Source organism: Tunturibacter gelidoferens, from assembly GCF_040358255.1.
Taxonomy (GTDB): Bacteria; Acidobacteriota; Terriglobia; order Terriglobales; family Acidobacteriaceae; genus Edaphobacter; species Edaphobacter gelidiferens.
The window spans coordinates 3,449,455-3,472,501 of the sequence record NZ_CP132938.1; the positions used below are offsets into that span (position 1 = coordinate 3,449,455).

The 23,047-nt window shown below is 58.8% G+C and carries 21 protein-coding genes, 2 tRNA genes and 1 pseudogene; 13 read left to right on the forward strand and 11 right to left on the reverse strand.

Features of this window, described 5'->3' with window-relative positions:
• The first annotated feature begins 49 nt into the window (after window positions 1–49).
• Window positions 50–1,306 (forward strand): tyrosine-type recombinase/integrase, encoded by a 1,257-nt coding sequence (locus tag RBB81_RS15165; protein ID WP_353071241.1) that lies wholly within the window; start codon window positions 50–52, stop codon window positions 1,304–1,306.
• A gap of 74 nt (window positions 1,307–1,380) precedes the next feature.
• Here the strand turns inward: RBB81_RS15165 and RBB81_RS15170 are convergent.
• A tRNA-Met gene (locus RBB81_RS15170) sits at window positions 1,381–1,457 on the reverse strand.
• A gap of 173 nt (window positions 1,458–1,630) precedes the next feature.
• Between RBB81_RS15170 and RBB81_RS15175 the strand changes: the two genes are divergently transcribed.
• The 4 genes from RBB81_RS15175 (at window position 1,631) to RBB81_RS15190 (ending at window position 6,993) form a co-directional block, all read left to right on the forward strand.
• Window positions 1,631–2,953: a BON domain-containing protein gene (locus RBB81_RS15175; RefSeq protein ID WP_353071242.1), complete on the forward strand. Its 1,323-nt coding sequence runs from the start codon at window positions 1,631–1,633 to the stop codon at window positions 2,951–2,953.
• 1,088 nt (window positions 2,954–4,041) lie between these two features.
• On the forward strand, window positions 4,042–4,680 hold the full coding sequence (locus tag RBB81_RS15180) for a flavin reductase family protein (RefSeq protein ID WP_179582915.1): 639 nt from the start codon (window positions 4,042–4,044) through the stop codon (window positions 4,678–4,680).
• Window positions 4,677–5,717, forward strand: coding sequence for an FAD:protein FMN transferase (locus tag RBB81_RS15185; protein WP_353071243.1), 1,041 nt, complete (start codon window positions 4,677–4,679; stop codon window positions 5,715–5,717). The genes RBB81_RS15180 and RBB81_RS15185 overlap by 4 nt, the downstream gene beginning before the upstream one ends.
• Window positions 5,718–5,751: 34 nt before the next feature.
• Window positions 5,752–6,993, forward strand: coding sequence for a Gfo/Idh/MocA family protein (locus RBB81_RS15190; protein ID WP_353071244.1), 1,242 nt, complete (start codon window positions 5,752–5,754; stop codon window positions 6,991–6,993).
• Between the two features lie 32 nt (window positions 6,994–7,025).
• Here the strand turns inward: RBB81_RS15190 and RBB81_RS15195 are convergent, their stop codons facing one another.
• Complete coding sequence (locus tag RBB81_RS15195) at window positions 7,026–7,871, reverse strand: ABC transporter ATP-binding protein (protein WP_353071245.1); 846 nt, start codon at window positions 7,869–7,871, stop codon at window positions 7,026–7,028.
• Between the two features lie 18 nt (window positions 7,872–7,889).
• Entirely contained in the window at window positions 7,890–8,669 is a 780-nt protein-coding gene (locus RBB81_RS15200) for an MlaE family ABC transporter permease (RefSeq protein WP_179582919.1), read from the reverse strand.
• Between the two features lie 128 nt (window positions 8,670–8,797).
• Here RBB81_RS15200 and RBB81_RS15205 point away from each other — a divergent pair, with 128 nt between their 5' ends.
• The 4 genes and pseudogenes from RBB81_RS15205 to hpnE all read left to right on the forward strand — a co-directional run.
• On the forward strand, window positions 8,798–9,853 hold the full coding sequence (locus RBB81_RS15205; protein ID WP_353073942.1) for an alcohol dehydrogenase catalytic domain-containing protein: 1,056 nt from the start codon (window positions 8,798–8,800) through the stop codon (window positions 9,851–9,853).
• Between the two features lie 5 nt (window positions 9,854–9,858).
• Complete coding sequence (gene hpnC, locus RBB81_RS15210) at window positions 9,859–10,791, forward strand: squalene synthase HpnC (RefSeq protein WP_183792105.1); 933 nt, start codon at window positions 9,859–9,861, stop codon at window positions 10,789–10,791.
• A complete protein-coding gene (locus RBB81_RS15215) occupies window positions 10,788–11,726 on the forward strand; it encodes a phytoene/squalene synthase family protein (RefSeq protein WP_353071246.1) in 939 nt (312 codons plus the stop codon). Before hpnC ends, RBB81_RS15215 begins: the two co-directional genes overlap by 4 nt.
• A pseudogene (hpnE, locus tag RBB81_RS15220) lies at window positions 11,699–13,144 on the forward strand (hydroxysqualene dehydroxylase HpnE); the annotation flags it as partial. The gene RBB81_RS15215 and the pseudogene hpnE, both read left to right, overlap by 28 nt.
• A 140-nt stretch (window positions 13,145–13,284) precedes the next feature.
• On the opposite strand, the gene RBB81_RS15225 reads toward hpnE, so the two are convergent.
• The 8 genes from RBB81_RS15225 to RBB81_RS15260 all read right to left on the reverse strand — a co-directional run bounded on the left by RBB81_RS15225 (window position 13,285) and on the right by RBB81_RS15260 (window position 21,786).
• The gene (locus RBB81_RS15225; protein WP_353071247.1) at window positions 13,285–13,671 is read right to left on the reverse strand and encodes a hypothetical protein; all 387 of its coding nucleotides are present in this window, start codon (window positions 13,669–13,671) and stop codon (window positions 13,285–13,287) included.
• Window positions 13,668–14,138 carry an EamA family transporter gene (locus RBB81_RS15230; protein WP_353071248.1) on the reverse strand — a complete coding sequence of 157 codons (471 nt, stop codon included), beginning with the start codon at window positions 14,136–14,138 and terminating at the stop codon, window positions 13,668–13,670. The genes RBB81_RS15225 and RBB81_RS15230 overlap by 4 nt, the downstream gene beginning before the upstream one ends.
• A gap of 43 nt (window positions 14,139–14,181) precedes the next feature.
• Entirely contained in the window at window positions 14,182–15,669 is a 1,488-nt protein-coding gene (gene hpnJ, locus RBB81_RS15235; RefSeq protein ID WP_179582925.1) for a hopanoid biosynthesis associated radical SAM protein HpnJ, read from the reverse strand.
• Window positions 15,670–15,797: 128 nt separating this feature from the next.
• The gene (locus RBB81_RS15240) at window positions 15,798–17,132 is read right to left on the reverse strand and encodes a TolC family protein (protein WP_353071249.1); all 1,335 of its coding nucleotides are present in this window, start codon (window positions 17,130–17,132) and stop codon (window positions 15,798–15,800) included.
• A 53-nt stretch (window positions 17,133–17,185) separates the two neighbouring features.
• The gene (locus tag RBB81_RS15245; protein WP_353071250.1) at window positions 17,186–18,160 is read right to left on the reverse strand and encodes a tetratricopeptide repeat protein; all 975 of its coding nucleotides are present in this window, start codon (window positions 18,158–18,160) and stop codon (window positions 17,186–17,188) included.
• 2 nt (window positions 18,161–18,162) lie between these two features.
• Window positions 18,163–19,404 carry an efflux RND transporter periplasmic adaptor subunit gene (locus RBB81_RS15250; protein WP_246373453.1) on the reverse strand — a complete coding sequence of 414 codons (1,242 nt, stop codon included), beginning with the start codon at window positions 19,402–19,404 and terminating at the stop codon, window positions 18,163–18,165.
• A gap of 93 nt (window positions 19,405–19,497) precedes the next feature.
• A complete protein-coding gene (recJ, locus tag RBB81_RS15255) occupies window positions 19,498–21,318 on the reverse strand; it encodes a single-stranded-DNA-specific exonuclease RecJ (RefSeq protein WP_353071251.1) in 1,821 nt (606 codons plus the stop codon).
• A gap of 9 nt (window positions 21,319–21,327) precedes the next feature.
• A complete protein-coding gene (locus tag RBB81_RS15260; RefSeq protein WP_179582930.1) occupies window positions 21,328–21,786 on the reverse strand; it encodes a hypothetical protein in 459 nt (152 codons plus the stop codon).
• Between the two features lie 90 nt (window positions 21,787–21,876).
• Between RBB81_RS15260 and RBB81_RS15265 the strand changes: the two genes are divergently transcribed.
• From RBB81_RS15265 to RBB81_RS15280, 4 genes are all read left to right on the forward strand, one after another.
• Window positions 21,877–22,242, forward strand: coding sequence for a (2Fe-2S) ferredoxin domain-containing protein (locus tag RBB81_RS15265; RefSeq protein ID WP_353071252.1), 366 nt, complete (start codon window positions 21,877–21,879; stop codon window positions 22,240–22,242).
• A 52-nt stretch (window positions 22,243–22,294) separates the two neighbouring features.
• Window positions 22,295–22,573, forward strand: coding sequence for a DUF507 family protein (locus RBB81_RS15270; RefSeq protein ID WP_179582932.1), 279 nt, complete (start codon window positions 22,295–22,297; stop codon window positions 22,571–22,573).
• The gene (locus tag RBB81_RS15275) at window positions 22,570–22,845 is read left to right on the forward strand and encodes a DUF507 family protein (protein WP_179582933.1); all 276 of its coding nucleotides are present in this window, start codon (window positions 22,570–22,572) and stop codon (window positions 22,843–22,845) included. Before RBB81_RS15270 ends, RBB81_RS15275 begins: the two co-directional genes overlap by 4 nt.
• A 98-nt stretch (window positions 22,846–22,943) precedes the next feature.
• Window positions 22,944–23,020 (forward strand) — tRNA-Glu (locus RBB81_RS15280).
• The last annotated feature ends 27 nt before the right edge of the window (window positions 23,021–23,047 follow it).

Genomic DNA, 23,047 nt, shown 5'->3' on the forward strand with positions numbered 1-23,047 from the left:
CTCGGCTACCCTTAGGTTAGCCATTCGTGCCGTGAATCGAGGAGGAATCTTGATATCACGAGCGCGTTACCAGTTCGGAAGTCTTACACGCAAGAAGCGGGCGAAGGGATCAGACGCCTGGGAGTTTCGGTACTACGAATCGACCGAGAACGGCACACGGCAGCGGAGAACTGCTACCGTGGGTTCGGTCGAGAAGTACGGTACCAAGGCTCTCGCACAAAGGGCGGTCGAAGCTCTTCTCCTTAAACTCAACTCTGAAACTCCACAGCAGTCCATGGCCGTGGTGACGTTCGGCGCGATATGCGACCGCTACCTTGAGGAAGAACTGCCAGAACGTTATTCGACGGCGAAGTCTTACCGCTCGAATATCAAGAACTACCTCAAGCCTAGATGGGGCGACTATCTGCTCGAAAAGGTCAGGCCGATGGCAGTCGAGGATTGGTTGAAGAACCTCTCTATGGCTCCGAAGTCGAAGGCCCACATTCGCAGCGTGATGCACCTGATGTTCGAGTGCGCTACGCGGTGGGAACTCTTCAACGAGCGTAGAAATCCGATCGCTTTGGTTCGCGTGAAAGGTGGCAGCAAGCGCCGGCAACGCCCGACTTCACTCACTGTGGAGGAGTTCGAACTCATCGTTGCGACACTGCAGGAACCGTGGCGCACGATGGTACAGATAGCCCAATGCCTCGGTCTTCGCGTGAGCGAGATCGCGGCGCTTCAATGGGACGACTTCGATTTCGACAAAAACCAGCTTCTCGTTCAGCGCAGCTTTGTGAACGGCAGGGTGGATGACGTCAAGACCGAATACTCCCAGGACTACGTCCCTCTGCATCCGTCCTTGACCGAGATCGTTCTGAAGTGGAGCACGCAAGCTGTGCCCACCGAAGAAGGCTGGGTCTTTGCCAACCCGAGAACGAACCGGCCCTACTATCCCACCGAAATCCAGAAGCGGCATCTTCGCCCCTCGGGTTGCTGTGTGGTGGAATTTCCGACGTGCGGGGCAGCACCTGGTGTTTGGTGTAACCAGGATCAGAAAACCGGTAACGGCGTTCGAATGCTTTTGCACGAGACGCGCGTAATAAACTCCGGCAAGTATGGGACGATCGGCTGGCACACGTTCCGCCACACGTATCGTTCGTGGCTGGACGAGACCGGAGCTCCGATGAAGGTGCAGCAGGAACTGATGCGACATGCTTCCATCCAGACGACGATGAACGTCTATGGGCAAGCAATGTCGTCATCGAAGCGGGAAGCGAACGGGAAGGTCGTGGAGATGGTGCTCAAGCCGATGAAAGCGAGCGCCTAAACCCCGATTTTTGTTATTGGGAGTTTATGGGAGTCTGCCGGTAGTTTCAGACTTTTGTAAATTGTTGATTTGATTGGTTGCGGGGGTAGGATTTGAACCTACGACCTTTGGGTTATGAGCCCAACGAGCTACCGGGCTGCTCCACCCCGCTCTTTGAATATACCGTTACTTTTAGCCAAGGTCAAACAGGCTCGAAGTGAAAGCTACGAACGCCTCTTACATCTGCACCGAGGGGATTCAGCGTAACTTTTTTCTGAAAACCGAGTCTGCATCAATAGGATGTTCGCGTGGCGATAAGTGTCGCGCCGGAGGAGCGGAGGGCGTATGTGTCAGTGGATTCAGCGCAAGTTTTTTTCCAAGGTCGCGATGACTACATTTCTGGCGGCGAGTCTGGCGATGTATAGCGGTGTAGGGTCAGCGCAGAACAAGCCAGCGACCGTGCCCGATGCCCAAATTGAAGCAAGTGTTTTGAAGGCTTTGGCTGGCGCGCCGGAGTTGGCCGATCAGGCGATCACCTCGACCACTGTTTACGGTGTAGTGACGCTGAGTGGCACTGTCCGGGATGAGCCGTTGCGTGATCTGGCGGACCACTTGGTTTCGAACACAGCCGGGGTACAAAAGGTTGTGGATCAGTTGGTCATCGGTGCGGTTCCGGCGGTCGCAAACAGCAATTCTTCGCAGCAGCAGGACCCGTCCCAAGGCACGAATCCGAATCTCCAGTCTGATGGTTCGATTGCTCCTCCGCAGACGCAGAGTCCTCCCGCACCGAACAGTCCAAATTCACCTGCTGCGCCGCAGGGTTCGCAGCAGGCCGGTCAGTACCCTCCCCCTTATCAGGGAGGACAGGGTGGTCAGTATCCTCCTGCTTATGGTTCGCCGCAGCAGGGTGGCCAGTATCCACCGCCTTATCAGGGGCAGCAGCCCGGCCAGTATCAGGGGTATGGTCAGCCTTACCCTCCGCAGTATCCTCCGCCCCGACCGTATGTCGCGCAGCGGGGTGGAGATGCTGTGGTGGTGCCGATTGGAACCAACCTTCGGGTTCGGATCAACCAGGGGATGAACAGTAAGAGCACCACGGTGGGGACCACGTTTGATGGAGTGGTTCTGAACGATGTCGTGGCTGGTAATTCGATTGCGATTCCCCGTGGGGCTTCTATTCAGGGAACAGTGGTTGCCGTGCATACGGCGGGTGAGTTGAAGGGTAAAGGCGAGTTGAAGTTGCAGCTCAATTCTGTTTCCTTGGGCGGCAGGGTGTACCCGATCTCTACGGATTTCTGGTGGCACCAGGGGGTGGATAAGACCGGCAGTACGGTAGGGAACACTGTTGGGCTGGGCGCGGTTGGCGCGCTGATCGGTGCGGTTGCAGGCGGCGGTGTGGGAGCTGCGGTTGGTGCAGGCGTTGGCGGCGTGGCTGGACTTGGCGTATCGGCAGCTTCGGGTCGGGGCGAGGCTTCTTTGCCTCCTGAGGCGATCCTGGTCTTCCATCTGACGCAACCGGCGGATATTACGACTGTGTCTCAGGCTGAGTTGAACCGGCTGGGTGCTGGGGTGCCGGTGGGAGCAGATCCGCAGTTTCGTCGGCGGTATCCTCCTCCTCCTCCGCCTCCTGGCTACTACTACGGGCCTGGTTATTACCGGCCTTACTAAGTTGTCGTTGGGAGAGAGTCGGCTTTTGGCTCTCTCCATCTTTTTCGTCGCAGATTTTGATCCGCCCGTGAATCAGCTTGGCTGGTTTTCGGGCATTTTTTCGAGATGAATGGATCGGACACTACCGCAGCTTGTGGTGAATTTGTGGTGTGAAGCGTGGTCGGGGTGGTGTTTTCGTGGCTATCTTTTGCTGGCTTCGGGCGGCTCGGGCTAGGGGCTGAAGTCCCCCTTGGCTGAGGCTCTGACCCTCCCCCTACCCCCTGAGGTATCTTGTGCGTAAGTCTATTGTTGGGAATGGTTTGGACGGGGGTGCTGTCTGCAAAATATTACAACGAAAGTACTTACTTGCAAAATATTGTTTCTAAACGAGTTGTGGGTGAGCCGACGGCTCGGGTAAGCTTCGTGATCTTTTTATTCGCTACTTCTAGTTTATCTGGTTGGAGGTAACTCATACGCCACGCGATTATCCTTGTCTGGCGCGGGTTTTCGTTGTTTTGGGGCTTGACAGGTTTTTTTGAGGATCGGCGGAAGACGCAGTTTGGGTTCCGTCAGTTTAGAGAAATTAGAGAGTGGATGGCGACCAGAGGCGAGGCCTGCCCAATGTCTTCTACGGGCTTATAGAGGAAGAACAACTGCAAGTATAGAGACGAATACGGGGATCCTTCGACTGCATGCTCACGAGGTGCCGTGAGCAACTTCGCTCAGGATGACGACTATCTTTGATTAGCGGCTTTGATGAGCAGCGAGTTTTTTGCAACCGCAACTGCAACTACAACTGCAACTGCAACTGCAAAAACAAAAACGAATACGGGGATCCTTCGGCTGCGTTTGCTCACAAAGTGCCGTGAGCAACTTCGCTCAGGATGACGACTATTTTGGGTATGCGGCAAAAAAGGAGCAACTGCAACAACAGCGACAACAACAATAACAACAGCAAAGGCAACGCAGATCCTCTTCGGGGATGACAACCAGAACGACAAAGTCAAAGGACACCGCAACTGCAACTGCAAAGACAACAGCAAAGACAAAGAGGATTGCGAGTACAACGGGCGGCGGTGCTAGGCTGCTGAAGGGTACTAGGAGTAAAGATGATTTTTGATGTTGAGAAGATAAAGGCGCGTGAGACCTATAACCTGCTGATCGGTTTGGTTGCGCCTCGGCCGATTGCGCTGGTTACGAGCATGAATGAGGAGGGCAGGATGAATGCTGCGCCTTTCAGCTCGTACAACTACCTTTGTACCGATCCGCCGATCATCGGGATGGGCGTGATGAATCGTCCGTCGGAGCATTTTGTGCCGAAGGATACGGCGCGGAATATCCGGCGGACAGGGGAGTTTGTGGTGAACGTAGTGACCGAGGATATCGCGCAGCAGATGAACATCTGCGCTACGGATTTTCCGGCGGAGTTTGATGAGTTGGAGATGGCCGGGTTTACGACTGCGCCGTCGCAGGTGGTGAAGGTGCCGCGGATCGCGCAGGCGCATGCTGCGCTCGAGTGCAAAGAGTTTACGACGATGGAGATTGGGCGGTCGCGGATCGTGCTGGGGCGGGTGGTTTCGATTTACATCGAGGACAAGTTTGTCGATCCGGCGGGGCCGTATGTGCTGTCGGAGGAGCTGCATGCGATTGGCCGGATGAATGGGCTGGGGGCTTATGTGAAGACGCGGGATTCGTTTTTGAATATTCCGCGGATTCCTTATGAGGAGTGGAAGAAAGGGAAGAGATGAGGCGCTGGTTGGCAGTTGGCTGGCTTGCGATCGCTCTGAGCTTGACACCACTTGCGGTTCCGGCTGCGCCCTTGCAGCTCAGGTTGTTTACAACGACGCATCCCGCGATGGGCACAGAGTTCATGTTGTACCTCTACAGCACGAACCCTGCGGCTGCGGCTGCTGCGTCCGAGGAGGTCTTTGAGGAGATCGACCGGATTGAGCAGTTGCTTTCGAACTATCGCGACTCCAGCGAGTTGTCGCGTATCAATCAGAACGCAGGTGCCGGTGCGGTAACGACTGATCCCGAGATGATGGATTTTTTGCAGCAGTCCGAACACTGGAGTCGAGCCAGTAATGGGGCTTTCGATATCACGGTGGGTCGCCTGATGAAGGCGTGGGGGTTTTTCCGTTACGATGGACGTATTCCGATGGACGCAGAGCTTGAAGATCTTCGTACTGTAACGGGTTGGGAGAAGGTGAAGCTTGATCCGGCTGCCCGGACGGTGCAGTTCACCTCGCCGGGCATTGAGCTCGATCCGGGCGGCATCGGCAAGGGTTTTGCTGTGGATGCGGCGGTTCGCATCCTGCGAGCCGATCACATTACGGCGGCGATGCTTTCGGCGGGCAGCAGCACCGTGTACGCGTTGGGTGCTCCGCCGCACAAGACCGGATGGCGTGTCGTGGTTCCGGGGCCGTTGCCTTCGAAGAAGACGCTCTCGGTGATTACGCTGCGTGACACCTCTCTCTCGAGTGCCGATTGCAGTCAGAAGAACTTCACGGTGGCTGGTCATCGTTACTGCCACATTATGAATCCGCGCACGATGCGTCCGGTTGAGGGCAGGATACAGGTGAGTGTTGTAGCTCCTTCGGCGACTGTGAGCGACGCGCTCTCGAACGTAGTTTTTGTTGAAACACCGGAGCAGAGTGTTGCCACGCTCAAGGCCTTTGCGCCCGATGCTCACGCACTGATCGTCTCCGGCGGCGCGGAAGCCGCGCGTTGCACCGCCTTTCAATGGACAAGCTCGGTCGACCGAACTCATTGTGCTCTGAATTGAACTCGCTCAAAAGGAACTAGCTCCAAGGCCAACTATGAACCGTCGTGATTTTCTGCAATCCGCCTCCGTTGTTGCACTTGCCTCAACCACGATCGCCCGCGCCGCGGTGCCGGCGGTCAAACCTATTCGACTTGGCGTAATCGGCGCGGGCAGCAGAGGACAGGAGAATCTTCGCCAGTTCCTGCGTGTGCCCGGAGTCTCCGTAGAGGCAATCTGCGACATCTACCCTCCACGCTACGAGCAGGTGAATCGGCTGGTTGGGAAAGATGTGTCGCATACGGCCGACTTCAACGAGTTACTGGCGCGGAATGATATCGACGCCGTGATGATCGCCTCGCCGGTGGCATGCCACGCGGAACATGTGATTGCCACGGCAAAGACAGGTCGGGCGATCTATGGAGAGAAGGCGCTGGGGTTCACGGTGGAAGACAACCAGAACATTCTCGACGCGGTGATCCGCAACAAGACCCTCTTCCAGATCGGTCACGAGTATCGCTATGCATCATGGGTGCGGGAGGCGATACGCCGTGTTCATGCAGGCGAGATTGGAACGCCGACCCACGTATATGCCTACTGGCATCGCAACGGTGATTGGAGGCGCAGCGTTCCTTCGCCTGATCCCGACGGGAAGCTGGAGCGCCTCATCAACTGGCGTCTGTATCGAGAGAGCTCGGGAGGGCTGGGCACGGAGCTCGGCTCGCATCACATCGATATGGCGAACTGGATCTTTGGCGAACAGCCGGAGAGTGTGATTGGGACTAACAGCATCTGCCGGTACCACGATGGACGTACGGTTGGCGACAATGTGCAGACGGTTTTCAACTACTCCCAAGGGCGGCGGCTGGTGTTCTCGTCGATCACCGATAATGCGAAGGTTGGGTGTGAGTTCTGGATCTATGGCACGGCAGGAAGCGTGCAGATCACGATCGAAGACGCCACGATGTACTACGAAAAGGATCGATCGAATAAACCGACTACGGACAAGGCAGAGGGCAAGACAGTGGTCGAACGCGGGGTGGTGACCGGCGCGTCGTATTCCACCGCGGGCGAGATGCCGTATCGTGGCCCGGGCGAGAAGGTTGTGGTTGCCAGTTCGGAGGATCCAACGCTGGCGGCGGCTCGCTCATTCATTGAAGCAGTGCGTGGGGAGCATTCGATCTTTGCCGATGTGCACTGTGGGTTTCGGGCAGCGATTGCGTGCTCGGTCGCACATGATGCGGTCTTCACGGAGAATAAGATGCTGATCCCGACGGCGGCTCACCATGACAAGGGTTAGTCGCTTCTAGGTTCCGCTCGATCAGGGTCAGATCAGGAGAGGTATTCCTTGAGCCAGGGATCGTTGGAGTGGACGAGCTCTTCGGTGGTGCCGTCGAAGACGACTTTGCCTTCGTTGAGGACGAGGAATTTTGTGCTGTCGTCGATGCCGTTGTTGGGGATCTGTTCGACCTTGCCGGTCTCGGTGTTGAAGCGGCTTCTGGCGAGGAGGTAGGCGTCCTGAATGCGGTGGGTGATGACGAGGGAGGTGGTTTGGGTGACGTCGCGCTGCTTGATGACGAGGTCGATGATGGTGGTGGAGGTGATGGGGTCGAGGCCGCCGGTGGGGGAGTCGTAGAGGATGAGGTCGGGGTTGGTGATGATGGCGCGGGCGATGGAGACGCGGCGACGCATTCCTCCGGAGAGCTCGGAGGGGAACTTTTCGATGGTGTTCTCGAGTTCTACGAAGCGGAGGGCCTCGAGAACGCGGGTGTGAGCTTCTTCTTCGGGGATGCGATCTTCATGGAGGCGGTAGGAGACGTTGTCCCCGACAGAGAGCGAGTCGAAGAGGGCTGATTCCTGGAAGACCATGCCGATGCGGCCGCGTAGCTTGAAGAGATCGGGCTCGGGCATGGTGGAGACTGGTTCGCCGAAGACATGGATGGAGCCGGTGTCGGGACAGAGGAGGCCGTTGACGAGCTTCATGAGGACGGACTTGCCGCCGCCGGCAGGGCCCAGGATGATGCGGGTTTCGCCGCGCTGGACGGTGAAGGAGACGTTTTGGAGGACCGGTTTTACGTCGAAGATGATGGAGACGTCGTCGACGACTACGATGGGCTCCTGCGAGTCAGGCTGCTGCTGGAGGGTTGCGGAGCCGGATTGGGCGAGGTCTGCCGTCATGATGTGAGATTCCTGCCTTTACCTGCCGAAGACGCCGATCATGGCGCGCGTGACGAGGAGGTCGACGATGATGATGAAGACCGAGGAGATGACGACGGCCTGGGTGGTGGCCTTGCCGACGCCCTGGGTGCCGCCCTTGGTGTTCATACCGAAGTAGCAGCCGACGGTTGCGATGATGAAGCCGGAAAAGAGAGGCTTCGCGAGACCCTGTACGACGTCTCCGTATTGGAGAGCACGGTAGGAGTTGTGAAAATAGGATGAGCCGTTGAGTCCGAGCAGGGCGATGCTGATGAGAGCGCCTCCGGCGATGCCGCATGCGTCCGACATGATGGTGAGGAAGAAGAGCATGAAGATGGTGGCGTAGAGGCGCGGGGTGACGAGTTTTCGGACGGGGTCGGTGCCGAGGGCGCGCATGGCGTCGATCTGCTCGGTGACCTTCATAGAGCCGATCTCGGAGGCCATACCGGAGGCGTTGCGGCCGGAGACCATGAGGCCGGTGAGGACGGGGCCGAGCTCCTTGACCATGGAGAGGGCGACGAGGTTGCCGGTGAGGCTGACGGAGCCGAAGGCCTCGAGCGAGGTGGCGGACTGGAGGGCGAGGACGCAGCCAGTGAAGAAGCCGGTGAGAACGACGATGGGCATGGAGCCGACGCCGATGTAGTCCATCTGGGTGTAGATGTCGGCGAGATAGCGGGGGCGGGTGAAGAGATTGACGACGGCGCGCCAGGACAGGATGGAGTAGTCCTGGATCGAGGCAAGTCTTTGCTTGGCGAAGATCTCTGGGGAGACAAAGGGCATGTTTATGTGGCTCAGATTATCAGATGCTGAGGTTACGGGGAGGATTGCATGTTCTTGAAGGATTTGAGGGATGGCGAAATGTGCACCAATCAGGTCGGGAATGAGAAGATAGAAGAGTGAAAGCTGAGATGACGGCGGCGGTGTTGTACGGCAAGGAAGATCTGCGGCTGGAACGCGTAGCGATACCGCAGGCCGGCGCGGGAGAACTGGTGGTGCGGGTGGGCGCGGCGCTGACCTGTGGGACGGATTTGAAGGTCTACAGGCGAGGCTATCATGCCAAGATGCTGAAGCCGCCGATCCCGTTCGGGCACGAGATGGCGGGTGTGGTGGAGCAGGTTGGGGCGGGGGTGAGGGCGTTCAAGGTTGGGGACCGGGTGGTGGCTTTGAACTCGGCTCCGTGCGATGTCTGTTTTTTTTGCACGCATGGGCAGCAGAATCTGTGTGAAGACCTTTTGTTCAATAACGGGGCTTACGCGGAGTTTATGCGGATTCCGGCGCGGATCGTCGAAAAGAATACGCTAATTGTGCCGGAGGGGGTTCCGTTGGAGTTTGCGGCGCTGACGGAGCCTCTGGCTTGTGTGGTGCGCGGGCTGGAGGAGAGCGGCGCGAAGGCCGGGGACACGATGGTGGTGATCGGGGCGGGGCCGATTGGGTTGATGTTTATGCACGCGGCAGAGATTGCGGGGTTAGAGGTGATTGCCGTGGTGAAGCGCGAGGACCAGATAGGGGCGGCGAAGCTGTTTGGCGCGCGCAAGGTGGTTCATGTGGGTGCTGTAGAGGATGTGGTTGCGGCGACGCGCGCCCTAACCCCTGCGGGAAGAGGCGCGGATATTGTGATCGAGGCGGTAGCGGTTCCGGCGACCTGGGAGTGGGCCGTGGATATGGTGAGGAAGGGCGGGGGTGTGAATTTTTTTGGTGGTCCGCCGAGCGGGACCAAGGTGAAGCTGGATACGAATCGGCTGCACTACGGGGACATTACGTTGAAGGCGAGTTTTCACCATACGCCGGCGACCTGCAGGACGGCGTTTGAGTTGGTGACGAGTGGGCGGTTCAAGTGCGCGGAGTACATTACCGGGCGGGCGGGGCTGGAAGAGGTGCCGGCGGTCTTTGCGGGGATGATGCACCGGAATGGGAGCGCAAGGGATATCAAGACGGCGGTGTTTCCGGAAGGGGGGCCGCGGTGAGCGAGATGACTGCGACACAGCACGCGCTGCTGGGGGCTCCACCCGAGTACCTGACGCCGCTGGAGAGGCCGACGCTCGCGGAGGCGCGGGCCTGGTGCAGAGAGCTGGCGACGTCGCACTATGAGAACTTTCATGTGGCGACATTTTTTCTTCCCGCCAAGGTGAGGCCGCACTTTGAGAGCATCTACGCGTACTGCCGGGTGGCGGATGATCTGGGTGATGAGGTGGAGGATCGCGAGGTGGCGACTCGTCTGCTGAATACCTGGGGGACGATGTTGGAGGAGTGTTACGACGCGCCGGAGCGGTCGATGCATCCTGTTTTTGTGGCGCTGCGGGAGACGATTCGCGAGTGCGATCCGCCGCGGCAGCTCTTTCTGGATCTGCTGCATGCGTTTCGAATGGATCAGAACAAGACGGAGTATGAGAGCTGGGAGGAACTGCTGGAGTACTCGCACTACTCGGCGAATCCGGTGGGAAGGCTGGTGCTTTGGGTGTGCGGCTATACGGATGAGGCACGGGCTTTGATGTCGGACAAAGTTTGCACGGCGCTGCAGCTGGCAAACTTCTGGCAGGATGTGGTGGAGGATAAGGAGCGGGGGAGGCGGTACATTCCTGCGGAGTCGATGCTGCGGTTTGGGGTGGAGGAGGGGCAGATTGAAGGGCGGGTTTTTACGCCGGAGTTTCGTGGGATGATGCAGGACCTGGTGGTTCGGACGCGGGCGATGCTGATCGAAGGCGGAGAGATCAGCCTGCATGTGGATAAGGAGCTGAAGGTGGTGCTGGATCTGTTTCGCAAGGGTGGAGAGGCGATTCTAAACGGCATCACGAGGCAGGATTTTGATGTCCTTCGGGGAAGGCCGGTGGTCTCGAAGACACGCAAGGTGGGTTTGCTGATCGAGGCGCTTGTTGGCAAGCTGAGCTCGGGGATGGCCTCGTGACGATTGTCGAGGCTTATGCCGTGTGCGCGGGAATCGCGCAACGGGAAGCGAAGAACTTTTATTACTCGTTTCGCGTGCTGCCGGAGCATAAGAGGAACGCGATGTGCGCGGTTTATGCGTTCATGCGAAGGGCCGATGATATCTCCGATGAGGAGACGATGCCGGTGGTTGAGCGGCGCGTGGTGATGTCGCAGTGGCTGGAAGCATGGCGTGAGGCGAGGCGGAGTGGGTCGTCCGATGATCCGGTTTTTCTAGCGTTGATCGACACGCAGAAGAGGTTTGCGATTCCGGATGCGTTGCTGGAGGATCTGGTGCGGGGCACTACGATGGACCTCGAGGAGTCGCAGGCAGATGTGGTTACTGTAACCGATACGGTTGCAGATAAAACGCAGACGCTGCAGGTGTATGAGGATTTCGAGGGACTGTACCGTTACTGCTATCTCGTTGCTTCTGTGGTGGGGCTGGTTTGCATTCGGATCTTTGGATATAGCGATCCTCGAGCCGAAGGGCTGGCGGAGAAGACCGGCGTTGCATTTCAACTGACAAACATCCTGCGGGACGTGAGTGAGGATGCGGAGCGTGGGCGGATCTACCTTCCGCTACAGGACCTGACTGCGGGCAGAGTTGAGGTGAAGCAGCTGCTTCAAGTGGTTCGTCGCGAGTCTGAGACGAAGGTGGTGCGGAGCCTGCTGGCGCAGGAGGCTGCGCGGGCGCTGGTTTACTATGCGGCGGCGGAGGAGTTGCTGCCACTGATCGATAAGGATAGCCGCGCGGCGCTTTGGGTTCTGGTGACGATCTATCGCGGACTGCTTGAGCGGATTATGGCGAAGAACTACGATGTGTTTTCGGAACGGGTCAGTGTGCCGACCTCCAAGAAGCTCCTGATTCTGGCGCAGGGGATGGGGATGGCTGTGCGCAACCGGATGGTCTCGTGAAGGACGCGGAACATAGCGATGTGATTGTCGTTGGAGCCGGGGCGGCGGGCTTAGCGGCGGCGAGTGCGCTGGCGCGGGCGGGTAAGTCTGTAACCGTGCTGGAGCGTAAGCCTTACGTGGGCGGAAGAGCTTATTCGTACGAACATCCTGCGCTCGAGGAGGTGGTGGACTCGCAGCATGTCTTGCTGGGGTGTTGTACGAACCTGATTGAGCTTTGTGAGCAAGCAGGGACTGCGGGAAAGATCCGTTGGTATGACGAGCAGACTTTTCTGGAGCCGAATGGGAACGCAAGCACGATTGTGACGAGCGATCTGCCAGCACCGTTTCACTTCGCGCCCAGCTTTGCAAGTATGTCGATGCTGGGATGGAAGGACAAGATTGGGATTGCGCGTGGTCTGATGGAGTTCTTTCGTGGATATCCGGCTGACGATAGCGAGAGCGTCGAGCATTGGCTGAAGCGAACGAAGCAGACAGAGCTTTCGATTCGGCACTTTTGGCGCCCAATTGTAATGGCGACGTTGAATGATCGTCCGGCGCATTGCTCGACGCGATATGCGGGTAAGGTGTTTCATGAGCTGTTTGTGAAGTCGTCTACGGGTGGGCGGCTGGGGATACCTACGGTTCCGCTGAGCGAGTTTTATGCGGCTGAGGCACGGATGATCGAGGCCCATGGGGGAACGGTGCGGCTTCGGGCGAGCGTGGAAGGGTTGGTGCAGGAACCGGATGGAAGTTGGCGCGTCTACACGGCGGATGCGGGGTATAGAGCGGACGCTGTCATTCTGGCGCTTCCGTTTGAGCAGACGCAGAAGCTGCTGCCGGCGGTTCGAGTGAACGAGGAGTATGCGGGACGGTTTGAGCAGACCAAGGACGATCTTGAGCTGAAGATGGCTCGGCAGATGCACTCTTCGTTTACGTCGATTCTGCTTTGGTATGACCGTGAGATTACCGACCTTGACCATGCCTGGCTGCTGGATACCACGATTGAGTGGTTCTTTCACAAGTCGCGAATAAGGCGGTATCCGAAGGAAAAGGGAAGCTACGTCGAGTTGGTGATTGCGGGGTCGAAGGCGCAGCTGAATATGACGCGGGAGGAGATTCTTTCTTCTGCTTTGCGGGAGTTGGAGATGTTTTTTCCTGAGGTACGGAAGGCGAAGCTGGTGAAGAGTGGGGTGTTGAAGGAGGCTCGCGCTACGTTTTCGGTGACGACGGGGCTGGATCAGTTTCGTCCGAAGCAGGAGACGGAGTGGCCGGGCCTTTTTCTTGCTGGGGATTGGACTGCGACGGAGTGGCCTTCGACCATGGAGGGTGGGGTTCGGAGTGGAAGGCTGGCGGCGGGGGCTGTGGTGGGAGATGTGAAGCGATTCATGGCGGCGGAGACGCCTGCTAGTGGGCTGATGCGGTGGCTTAGCCGGGACTGAGTTCAGGAAGGTATCCTGCCGGACGGGCCCACTTCGCGTGGCGCGGTCACTTCGTGACTTGTATACCTTTTCTTGGCGAGTGAGCGGCGCGGGCCTCCCATTGGTCGGTAGGGGCATGCTGCTTTGCGCTTTTACAAAAGCTATTTTGCTAGTAAGGCTACGCCGGCGCAGACGAAGAGTGCGGCGATCCAGCGGCGACGGTCTACGTTTTCTTTGAGGAAGAATTTTGCTGCCGCCGCCGTGGTGATGAAGGTGAGAGAGGCCGTTGCGGGAGCGATCAGGCTGAGGTCTGCGCCCGAGAGCGCGAAGAGAAGTGAGAAGAAGCTTAGCGCCATGCAGGTGATGCCGATGAGGAACATGCCGCTCGAGAGAACGGCTTTGATAGCGCCAAGGAGGCCGGACTTTGCTCGGATGTCGTCGAGGTCGCCGAGTTTTCGCATGCCGCCCGCGATGAGGATGTCGCCCGCGGTGGCGGTGAAGACGACGGCGGCGATGGTGGCCCAGGTGTGGAGGGTGGTGGGGTTCATGGTAGGGCCTCCACTTCTATTGCGGCGTATTCGGTGCGGGACGGGCCGTTGGCGACGAAGCCTACGCCGATGACGATGAGGGCTACGCCGAGCCAACGGGAGCGGGAGACGTGCTCGTGAAGCCAGAAGCGGGAGAGGATGGTGACGATGACGTTGCCGAAGGCGGTGGCGGGGAGGACGAAGGTGATGTCGGCCCAGCTCAGGGCGGTCATGTAACAGGCCATGAAGCCGAGCAGGACGAGGATGCCGGAGATGATCCAGGGGCTTTTGAGGGCCAGGAAGAGCGCGCCAAGGTGGTGAAGGGAGACTGGGCCGAGCTGCTTCATGCCGATGCCGAGGAGGGCGTCGCCGATGGAGGCGCCCAGCATGACCGCGATGAGAACGAGCCAGCGGCGGGGGGTGAGGGTGTGCTGCATTTCGTGATCGATCCGTTCGAGTGGTGACAGCGAAGAGAAAGCGGCCAGCATTTGTATGCTGACCGCCTTTTTAGATGCTGCGAAGACAGGATAGTTACGCGTTCATGCTGACAGATTCCTGGGCCTTGGCGGCGTTGGCTTCCTTGACGGCGCGGACGGCTTTGTTGCGCTTGGAACGGAGTTCCATAAAGGACTTGGCTTCAGTGTAGAGACGGGGCACGTCGCGGTTGACGATGGCCTGCCAGACGACGCGGAAGGCAGCCTTGGGGCGGAAGTAGTACTCGTCGTAGAACTTGTGCACCATCTCCATGACGTATTCGACGGGCAGGCCGGGGTACTCGATGTGGGCCATCTGGTGGCCGCCGTCGTCGCTCATCGCCTCATTGGTGATGAAGCCGTTGTCTTTGGCGTAGTCGAAGAACTCGGTGCCGGGGAAGGCGTGCGCGATGGAGACCTGGATGGTCTCGCAGTCGAGCTGCTTGGCGAAGTCAATGGTGTTGCGGATCGACTCGCGAGTTTCGCCGGGAAGGCCGAGGATGAAGTCGCCGTGAACGACAAGGCCGAGCTTGTGGCAGTCGCGCTGGAAGTCGAGCGCGCGCTGGACGGTGGCACCCTTCTTGATGTTCTTGAGGATCTGGGGGTCACCGGACTCGTAGCCGACGATGAGGAGGCGGCAGCCTGCTTCCTTCATGGCTTTGAGGGTGTCGTAGTCGGTGGTGACGCGCGAGGTGCAGGACCAGGTGAGGCCGAGGGGCTTCAGCTTTTCGCAGAGCTCGATGGTGCGGACTTTCTGGATGTTGAAGGTGTCGTCGTCGAAGAAGAACTCTTTGACGTGGGGGAAGAGCTCTTTGGCCTGCTTCATCTCGGCCGCTACGTCGTCGGTGGAGCGCTTGCGCCAGGCGTGGCCGGAGAGGGTCTGGGGCCAGAGGCAGAAGGTGCACTGGGCGGGGCAGCCACGGGTGGAGTAGAGCGCGACGTAAGGGTGGAGGAGGAAGGGGACGTTGTACTTGGTGACGTCGAGATCGCGGTGGTAGATCTCGGTGGCCCAGGGCATCTCGTCGAGTTCCTCTGGAGTGACCTGAGGGCGGTCTGGGTTGTGGAGGATCTTGCCGGTGGCCTTGTCCTTGTAGCTGATGCCGAGGATCTCGTTGAGCGGCTTGCCGTTGGCGTACTCGACGACGGAGAAGTCGAACTCGCGGCGGCAGATGAAGTCGATGGCTGGGCACTCGTTCAGGGCCTTGTCGGGGGAGGTGGTCACCGGGGGGCCAACGAAGGAGATCTTGATGCTGGGGTAGGTCTGCTTGATGACCTCGGCCATCTTCTGGTCGCCGTCCCATCCCATGGTGCTGGTGAAGAGAACCAGGAACTCATAGTCCTTGAGGATCTCGACGACTTCCTGCCACTTGATGTGGTGAGGTGGAGCATCGAGGAGACGGGAGCCTTCCAGCATGCCTGCCGGGTAGGTGAGCCAGACCGGATACCAGTAGGACTCGATCTCGCGGGTTGCGGGCCAGCGGGAGCTGGCGCCACCGTCAAACTTTTCGAAGGAGGGCGGGTTCAGGAACAGGGTCTTAAGAGGCATAATGATATCTCGATTTTACCATTCAGTTAAGGGCTTGAGGGGCTTTTCTGACGTTTCCTGCAGGTATCTACGCCGATGCTTTGGTCGGCCAGACGATTCATTTCAAAAAAGATATTCGCGAATTTAGCTTAGGGCTTCGCGGGGGTGGCGGGTTGGGCCTGAAGCGCTGCGGAGATCCAGCTCTCCAGGTCGCCGCTCTGTCGCATGAGATTGATTTGAGCTTGTTGCAGCTCGAAGTTGGCGTTCAGGACCGCAAGGAATTTTTCCCGTTCGGCGATGCGCGAGGTCTGCTCGTCTTTGGGGGTCATCTGCGTGCCAGCCATGTTTCCATTGCCTGTGTTCAGTTGAACGGTGAGGGCGTCGAGATTCTGCTGGGCGAGCTGCTGATCGAGGGTGGCGATCTCTGCACGAACGGCGAGTTCTGCCACGGCGTGCTGGATTCTGATCCGGGAGTCGAAGAATTGATCGCGGATTGAGTCGGCTTCGTGCTCGGCGTGGGCTGCGTCAGCGTCCGCCTCGCGGGCTTTCGCCTTGTGGGCGGCGTCGAAGAAGGGAATAGTGATCTGGACGCCGATGGCGGCGTTGTTCTGCTGGAATCGGAAGTAGTAATCCTGCAGATTGTTGAACTTGGCGTAGCGGCTGTACTGGCCCTCGAGAACGATCTGCGGTCGCCAGAGGTAGCGGTTTTCGCCGAATGCGATCTCGCGCTTCGCACGTGCATTCGCATAGGCAGACTCGACGGCGGGACTGGTTCCCACCAGCGTTGCAGTGATGTCGGCGGGCTTGTCTTCGGCCAGGGCGGGGATGGTGCTGCTGGATGTGGCAATCCCTTGCGGGGGAAGACCGAGAAGGCGCGCCAGGTGAGCCTGATCTGCAGCGGCATCGTCGTCCATCCGAAGACGGGCGAGATGAATCTGTGCAGCGGTGAGGCGGGCGGAGGTGAGATCGATGGGGGTGTCCTGACCGGCGGCGAGACGGTCCTGCACGATGGCTACGAGATGGTCAGCGAAGCCTTGTTGATCATGGAGGACGGTCTGCCGCTGAAGGTCGCGATTGAGTGCGAGGTAAGTGACGGCTGCATCCTCGGCGACAGCCTCGCGAACGTCCTTCAGGGAGAGGGTGGCGGCATCGAGCGAGGCCTTGGCGCCGCGAACGTAGTCGCGTTGTGAGTAACTGAAGACGAGAGACTGCGTCGCGAGGTTGTAGATGGACGGTTGGCCGAGAGGGAATCCATAGGAGGGAGGACCGATGGAAGATGCACCGACAACATTCGGGATGTAGGCGTCTTTGAGTTCTTCAAGGGTGGCTCGTGCTTTATCGACGTCCGCCTGGGCGGTCAAGACTTTTGGGTTGTTCTTCAATGCGAGACCTATCGCGCTGGTAAACGAAATCTGCGCGATGGCAGGTGTCACCGCACAGGCCAGAGCAGAGCACGCGATCAATAGGCGAAGAAGACGGATCATACTTGCTGAGAGATTCCTTAGGACCGATTAGAGATCATGGTATCGCCTTTTTTCTACGATCCCTGTAATGCTTTGCGGGCGGGTACATAGTTCGATGCGAGGGATAGAGCTGCGAGGTATTCGTTATGCGCTCCCGCGACGTCTCCACCTTGAGCAAGAAGGCCGCCTAGTTGGACGTGAACTTTGAATGCGGGGGCACCATCGGTCTTTCCGGAGGAGGCGAGATAGGTGCGAAGGAGACTGATGGCGAGTTGGGGCGAGCTGTGAGCTTCTGAGAGTGTGCTGGCGGCATCGACCAGGGGAGGACCCTTGCGATGGTCAGCCGCCAGGGCCGATTGAATGGCCTGGAGCATCTTGTCTGGCTGATTCTGACGTTTGTAGAAGTCGCCGAGGTTGATGTAGGCCTCGGTTGTTTTGCCTGCGGCAACAGCAGCCTGAAATTCGGCCTCTGCGGCTGGGATGTCCTTCTTCTTTTCGGCGACGAGCGCCAGCAGACGGTGAGCCTGAGCAGGGAAGTTGGGTTGCATTCTGGCAGCGAGGGCCTGAGCTTTATCGAGGCCACCACCGATCAAGGAGGGGGCTGCGACGTAGTATTCGCCAAGGTCGCTCATGGCCTGAAAGTTTTCGGGATCAAGCTGCACGGCGCGCTCAAACTCGTTGTGAACTTTGATGGCGAGGCTTAGCGCCGAGAAGGGACTGGCGTGCGAGGCTTTGAATCCGTAGGCGCGAGCGAGCCACATGTGGTCTTCGCTACTGTCGGTCGCGTTAGCTACGGCTAGTTCGCACTCATGGATGGCGGAGTCGGCCTTGTCCTGGGCGTAGTAGACGCGACAGAGGAGCTGGTGGGCATGAGCGTTGTTGGGTTGGGAGGCGAGAAGATCCTGGAGGATGGAGGCTGCTTCGTCGACGCGACCCTGCTGTAGGAGCGCGTTTGCCTGAGTGTCGTCGGCGAGGAGAAGCGGAGTCGCGAATAGGAAAGCAAATAGAAACGCGTGGTGAAGGCGAAACGGGTGTATCGAAAGGGACATGGCTACTCGACTATTTTGACGGGAAGCCCATTGGTAAGTTCACGGTTGTTGATAGCGCTGAGGGCAACCGTATCTTTTTCGGTGAGGCCGCTGACGATTTCGAGGCGAGTGAGATTGACTCCTGCTCCTACCTGAACGGGGGTTCGAACCAGCCTGTTGTTAACTACGCGAAAGACAAAATCTCCGCCCTCTGTGTGGAGGGCCTCGCGGGGGACGCTAAGGACGTTGAAGCGCTGCGAGGTGGTAACGGTGACGACGACGTTGGTGTTGGGCAGGAGGTCGCCGCGCGCGTCGTCGACGGTGATGATGCACTCCCCGACGTTGCGTGTGCCGTAGGTGATGACGGTGGAGGGTGCGCGGCTGATGTGTCCGTGCCAGGTCTGAGTGGGCTTTGCATCCCAGACAATTTTTACAGCCTGGCCTACTGCAAGCTTGCCGATCTCAGGCTCGTCGAAGTAGGCGCGGACCTGAATTCTGTTGAGGTCGGCTACGTCGAGGAGATTTTCGCCGGCGGGGACGAAGTCGTAGTTGGAGACGGGGATGGAGTAGACAGTTCCGGCGAAGGGGGCGCGGATGTTGTCGTTGGCATAGCTGGCTTTTGCAGCGGCGAGAGCGGCGCGCGCATCGGCGAGCTGGGCTTCTGCGCGGGCACGGTCGGTGTTGCTATAGCGTTGAGTGGTGCGCGCCTGAAGGCCTTTGACGGAGCTTTCCGCGGTGAGTAGACGCTGTTCGGCAGAGGCTACCTCGCTGGCGGAGGCTGCGCCCTTTTGCTGGAGGGCCTGAAGGGCTGCGAGATCTTTTGTTGCCTGTTGTTGTTGCTGCTGTGCGCGGCTGAGATCGCCGGAGAATCCTATGCGCTCGTCCTGAGATCCTCCCTGGCCGATGTCGTGAAGAGTGGCCTCGGCAGAGTGCACGGCGGCGTTTGCGGTAGCTATTTTGGCCAGGGCATCGGCATCGTCCATCTTGATCAGGAGGTCGCCTGCTTTAACTTTTTGCCCAACGTCGACATACACCTTTGCGACGACGCCAGGAGCAGCCGCGGAGGCAGGAAACTCTTCGATGGGCTCGACTTTTCCGTTGGTCGATACAGAGCTGACGATGTTCTGGTGATCGACGACTGCTACGCGAACGCCAATCAAGTCGCGGGTGGAGGAGCGCACGATGATGAAACCGATAACGATGATGGCGAGGAAGATGCCCCACAGCATTACAGGATTCAGGCGTCTTGTCTCGGTAGTAGGCATCAGTCGAAGGTTCAGTATATAAGACGTCGCATAGGGTCAGATCGGACCAGAAACTTTTGAGGATAAGGTAGTTAACGGGCGCGATGGAGCGAATCAGGCGAGTCTGAGATCGACTAATTCCAATTCCAGGCCGGGGAACTGGGGGTTGGTTTTGGCCTTCAGCCTGTAGGCAACGTCTACCAGAGAGCCTGTGTCGAGGGCCATTTCCACGCAGCGGGCAGGCCAATCCGTGGTGCGGCTCCAGCCCAGGGCGCTGATATGCGTGGTTTGGCCAGACCTCTGGAGTTGAAGACAGATGTGTCTTTCTTTGATGAACCGCACTGGTGCACAGAGGGTGAGTGCGCGGGTGAGGAAGATGGGCTCGCGGTTGCCGATGCCGAAGGGTTCGCAGCGGGTGAGCCAATCATAGAAGCTCTGCGTGAGGTCGCTGAGGAGGAGTTCGGCGTCGCATTCGAGCGGAGGCGTCATGATCTCAGCGGTGAGCCTGGGGGCGCCGTAACGCTGCATGCGCTCCCGGAGGAGGTTGGTGCGGTCGGAGGGCATGGAGAAGCCGACGGCGTGGGCGTGTCCGCCAAATCTTGTGAAGAGCGGGGTGTTTGATTCAGACACTGGTTCGTGAATCGCGCTGAGGGCATCTAGCAGATGAAAGCCGGCGATGGAGCGGCCGGACCCGTGGGAGTGGCCGTCTTCGTGGGTCATGACGATGGCGGGTCTGCCGGTGCGGTCGACGACGCGGGAGGCGAGGATGCCGAGGACGCCGCGATGCCACTCGGGGTCGTCGAGGATGATGCACTCGGCGAGGTAGTCTCCGAGGGTGTCGCGCAGGGCGGTGAGTTGGATTTCGATGGCTTCGAGAGCCTTTGCTTCGGTGGCGCGGCGCTCGTCGTTGAGGCGGTTGAGCTTCTCTGCGAGGTGGGTGGCACGGGCTGCGTCTTTGGTGAGGAAGAGCTCGACGACATCGCCGGCGATGTCCATGCGTCCGGCTGCGTTGATGCGTGGGGCGAGTCGAAAACCTACTTCGGTCGCGGTGGGGGGCCGATTGATGGGGATTTGAGCCACTTGCATGAGTGCGCGCAGGCCTGGCTGTACGGGGTTGCGAAGTTCTCTCAGGCCCAGGGTCGCGATGACTCGGTTTTCGCCTTCGAGGGGAACCGAGTCGGCGATGGTGGCGATGGCGACCAGCTTCAGGAACGAGGGAATCAGTCCGTGTTTCAGCTTTGTGCGCTGCTCTTCGGTCTCGGTTGCGGCCAGCAGGAGAGCATGGGCGAGTTTGAAGGCTACTGCTGCGCCGCAGAGATGTTTGAACGGGTAGGGGCAGTTTTGTTGTGCGGGATTTAGGACGGCAACTGCTTCCGGGATGCCGATGGCTCCGTCGGGGAGGTGGTGGTCGGTGACGATGAGGTCCATGCCGAGAGCTGTTGCTTCCTCGGCTGCTGCGAAGGCGCGAATGCCGGTGTCGACGCTGATGACGAGGCGAACGCCGGAGGCTGCGGCCTGGCCGAGAACGCCGTTCTGCATGCCGTAGCCCTCGCGGATGCGGTGAGGGACGTGATAGGTGACGGTGGCGGGGGTCTCTTTGGGGGCGATGCGCTCGATGGCGGTCTTGAGGAGAACGGTGGCGGTGGTGCCGTCGACGTCGTAGTCGCCGTAGATGAGGATGGGTTCGCTGGAGCGGACGGCGTGCTGGATGCGGGCGACGGCGATCTCCATGTCGAGCATGAGCATGGGATCGAGAAGATCGTCGAGGGTTGGGTGGAAGAAAGTTTGGGCAGCTGCGGCGTCGGAGATGGCGCGCGAGACGAGTATTTGAGCGATTGCGTGCGGGCAGCCGAGGGCGTCGACCAGATTCTGAACGGCAGTCTCGTCTGCGGAGCGGGTACTCCAGGCTGGCAGCCCAACGTGGGCGGTGGACATTGGTTTTGCTTACTCGTCGCTGTCGTCGACTACGATGCCGCCGAGGTCGGTTACGGTCTCCATGAGGTTCTGGAAGCTGTCGTACCAGTCGGTTGCGACCTCGAAGATGAACATGACGCCCTGGTGGGCGAAGCCGAGCTGGAGGTAGCCGACTTTGCCGACGTGGTTGACGAGATACTCAGCGTCGTCGAGCTCTTCGGAGTTGTCGTCGGGGAAGGTTTGATCGCGAAGCTGCTCGAGCAGGATGGCAACGTCGGATTTTTCGAGGATGACTTCGCTCATGGTGACGAAGGGGGAGCCGGCCGCTTTGGCGTGCTCGACGAAGTCCTTCCATCCGTCGGGGTTTTCTTCTTCGAAGATGACGGTCGGGACGTCTTCTGTAACGTAGGCATTGAGGCGACGCATGCCGTGGCCGGCGATGAAGGCCACCATGTCGTCTTTGAGCGAGATAAGATTGTCAGGTTGCATTCGATAGTTATTGTCTCAGAAACGCCGGTGCATCGCACGGGAAAGACTCCGCGGCACGCTCGGCAAAGGGCTTCTGGAAGGGAATCAGGATTGGCAAAGTTCAAGCACCACGTTTTTATCTGTACCAATGAGCGGGACCAGAGCGCTTCGCGGCCCAGTTGCAGCAACGAAGGAGGCGGGAAGCTGAAGTCGGCCTTCAAGGAAGCGGTGAAGGATGCTGGGTTGAAGGGGCAGGTTCGGGCTAACGAGCTTGGTTGCCTTGACCAGTGCGAGCACGGCCCGGTCGTTGTGGTATATCCGGACGCGATCTGGTATGGGTCCGTTCATGCGAAAGATGTGGAGGAGATTGTGAACCAACATCTGTTGCATGGGCGTCCGGTGGAGCGGCTGCGGCTGGCGGATACATGTCTGAATACAGAGAGTTGCCCGCATAAGCCAGCATCGAAACGCAAGTGATGGATATAGGGCGAGTGCGCCGTTTCGCGTGGTATATTCGAAGGAAAGTCAAATGATTTTTTCAAAAGATTACGTTGGATACCTGGCGCGCCAGACGATTAAGCATTTAGTCGCCGAGAAGATGATTCACACCGACAAACCGGCTTTGGTCAACGAACGCGTTGCTGCGGGAATGGTGGATGAGCTGGCTTTGGAAGATCGGATCAATGATGAGGTTCGCGTGATCCTTGAGGCCTTCCAGGATGACATGCGCAAGACCGGCGCGAGCTATCCCGAGATGTTCAAAAAGGTGAAGAACGAGCTCGCCCGCAAGTACAAGGCGGTGCTGTGAGGATCTCTCGCGACAAGCTCAACAAGCTGGCTCATACGGTGGCCGACACCTTGGCGGAGATCCCGGAGGTCGACTTTCTGGAGGATCGAAATACGATTCGGCAGGAGGCTCGGAAGGCTCTGGAGAAGCTGCTGATGGAAGAGACGAAGATCGACGCAGCGGCGCGGCAGAAGATCGCTTCACAGCGAAAAATCATCGTGGAAGGGTCGCAGGAGTGGGACATTCTGTACCGCAAGTACTACAACGATGAGGTGAAGAAACTGGGGCTGTAAGGGCTTCTTTTTCAGAGGGGCGCGGGTCGCTCGGCAGCGCCGTTAGCTGATATAATTTGTTTATCGCAGTGGAGAAGTTCCTCTCCTGTCTGGTTTCTGGCGTCATGGTGTAACTGGTTAACACGCCGCCCTCTCAAGGCGGAGAGTACGGGTTCGATCCCCGTTGACGCTACCAATCCTTTCCTTCTGCAACTTCGTGTTT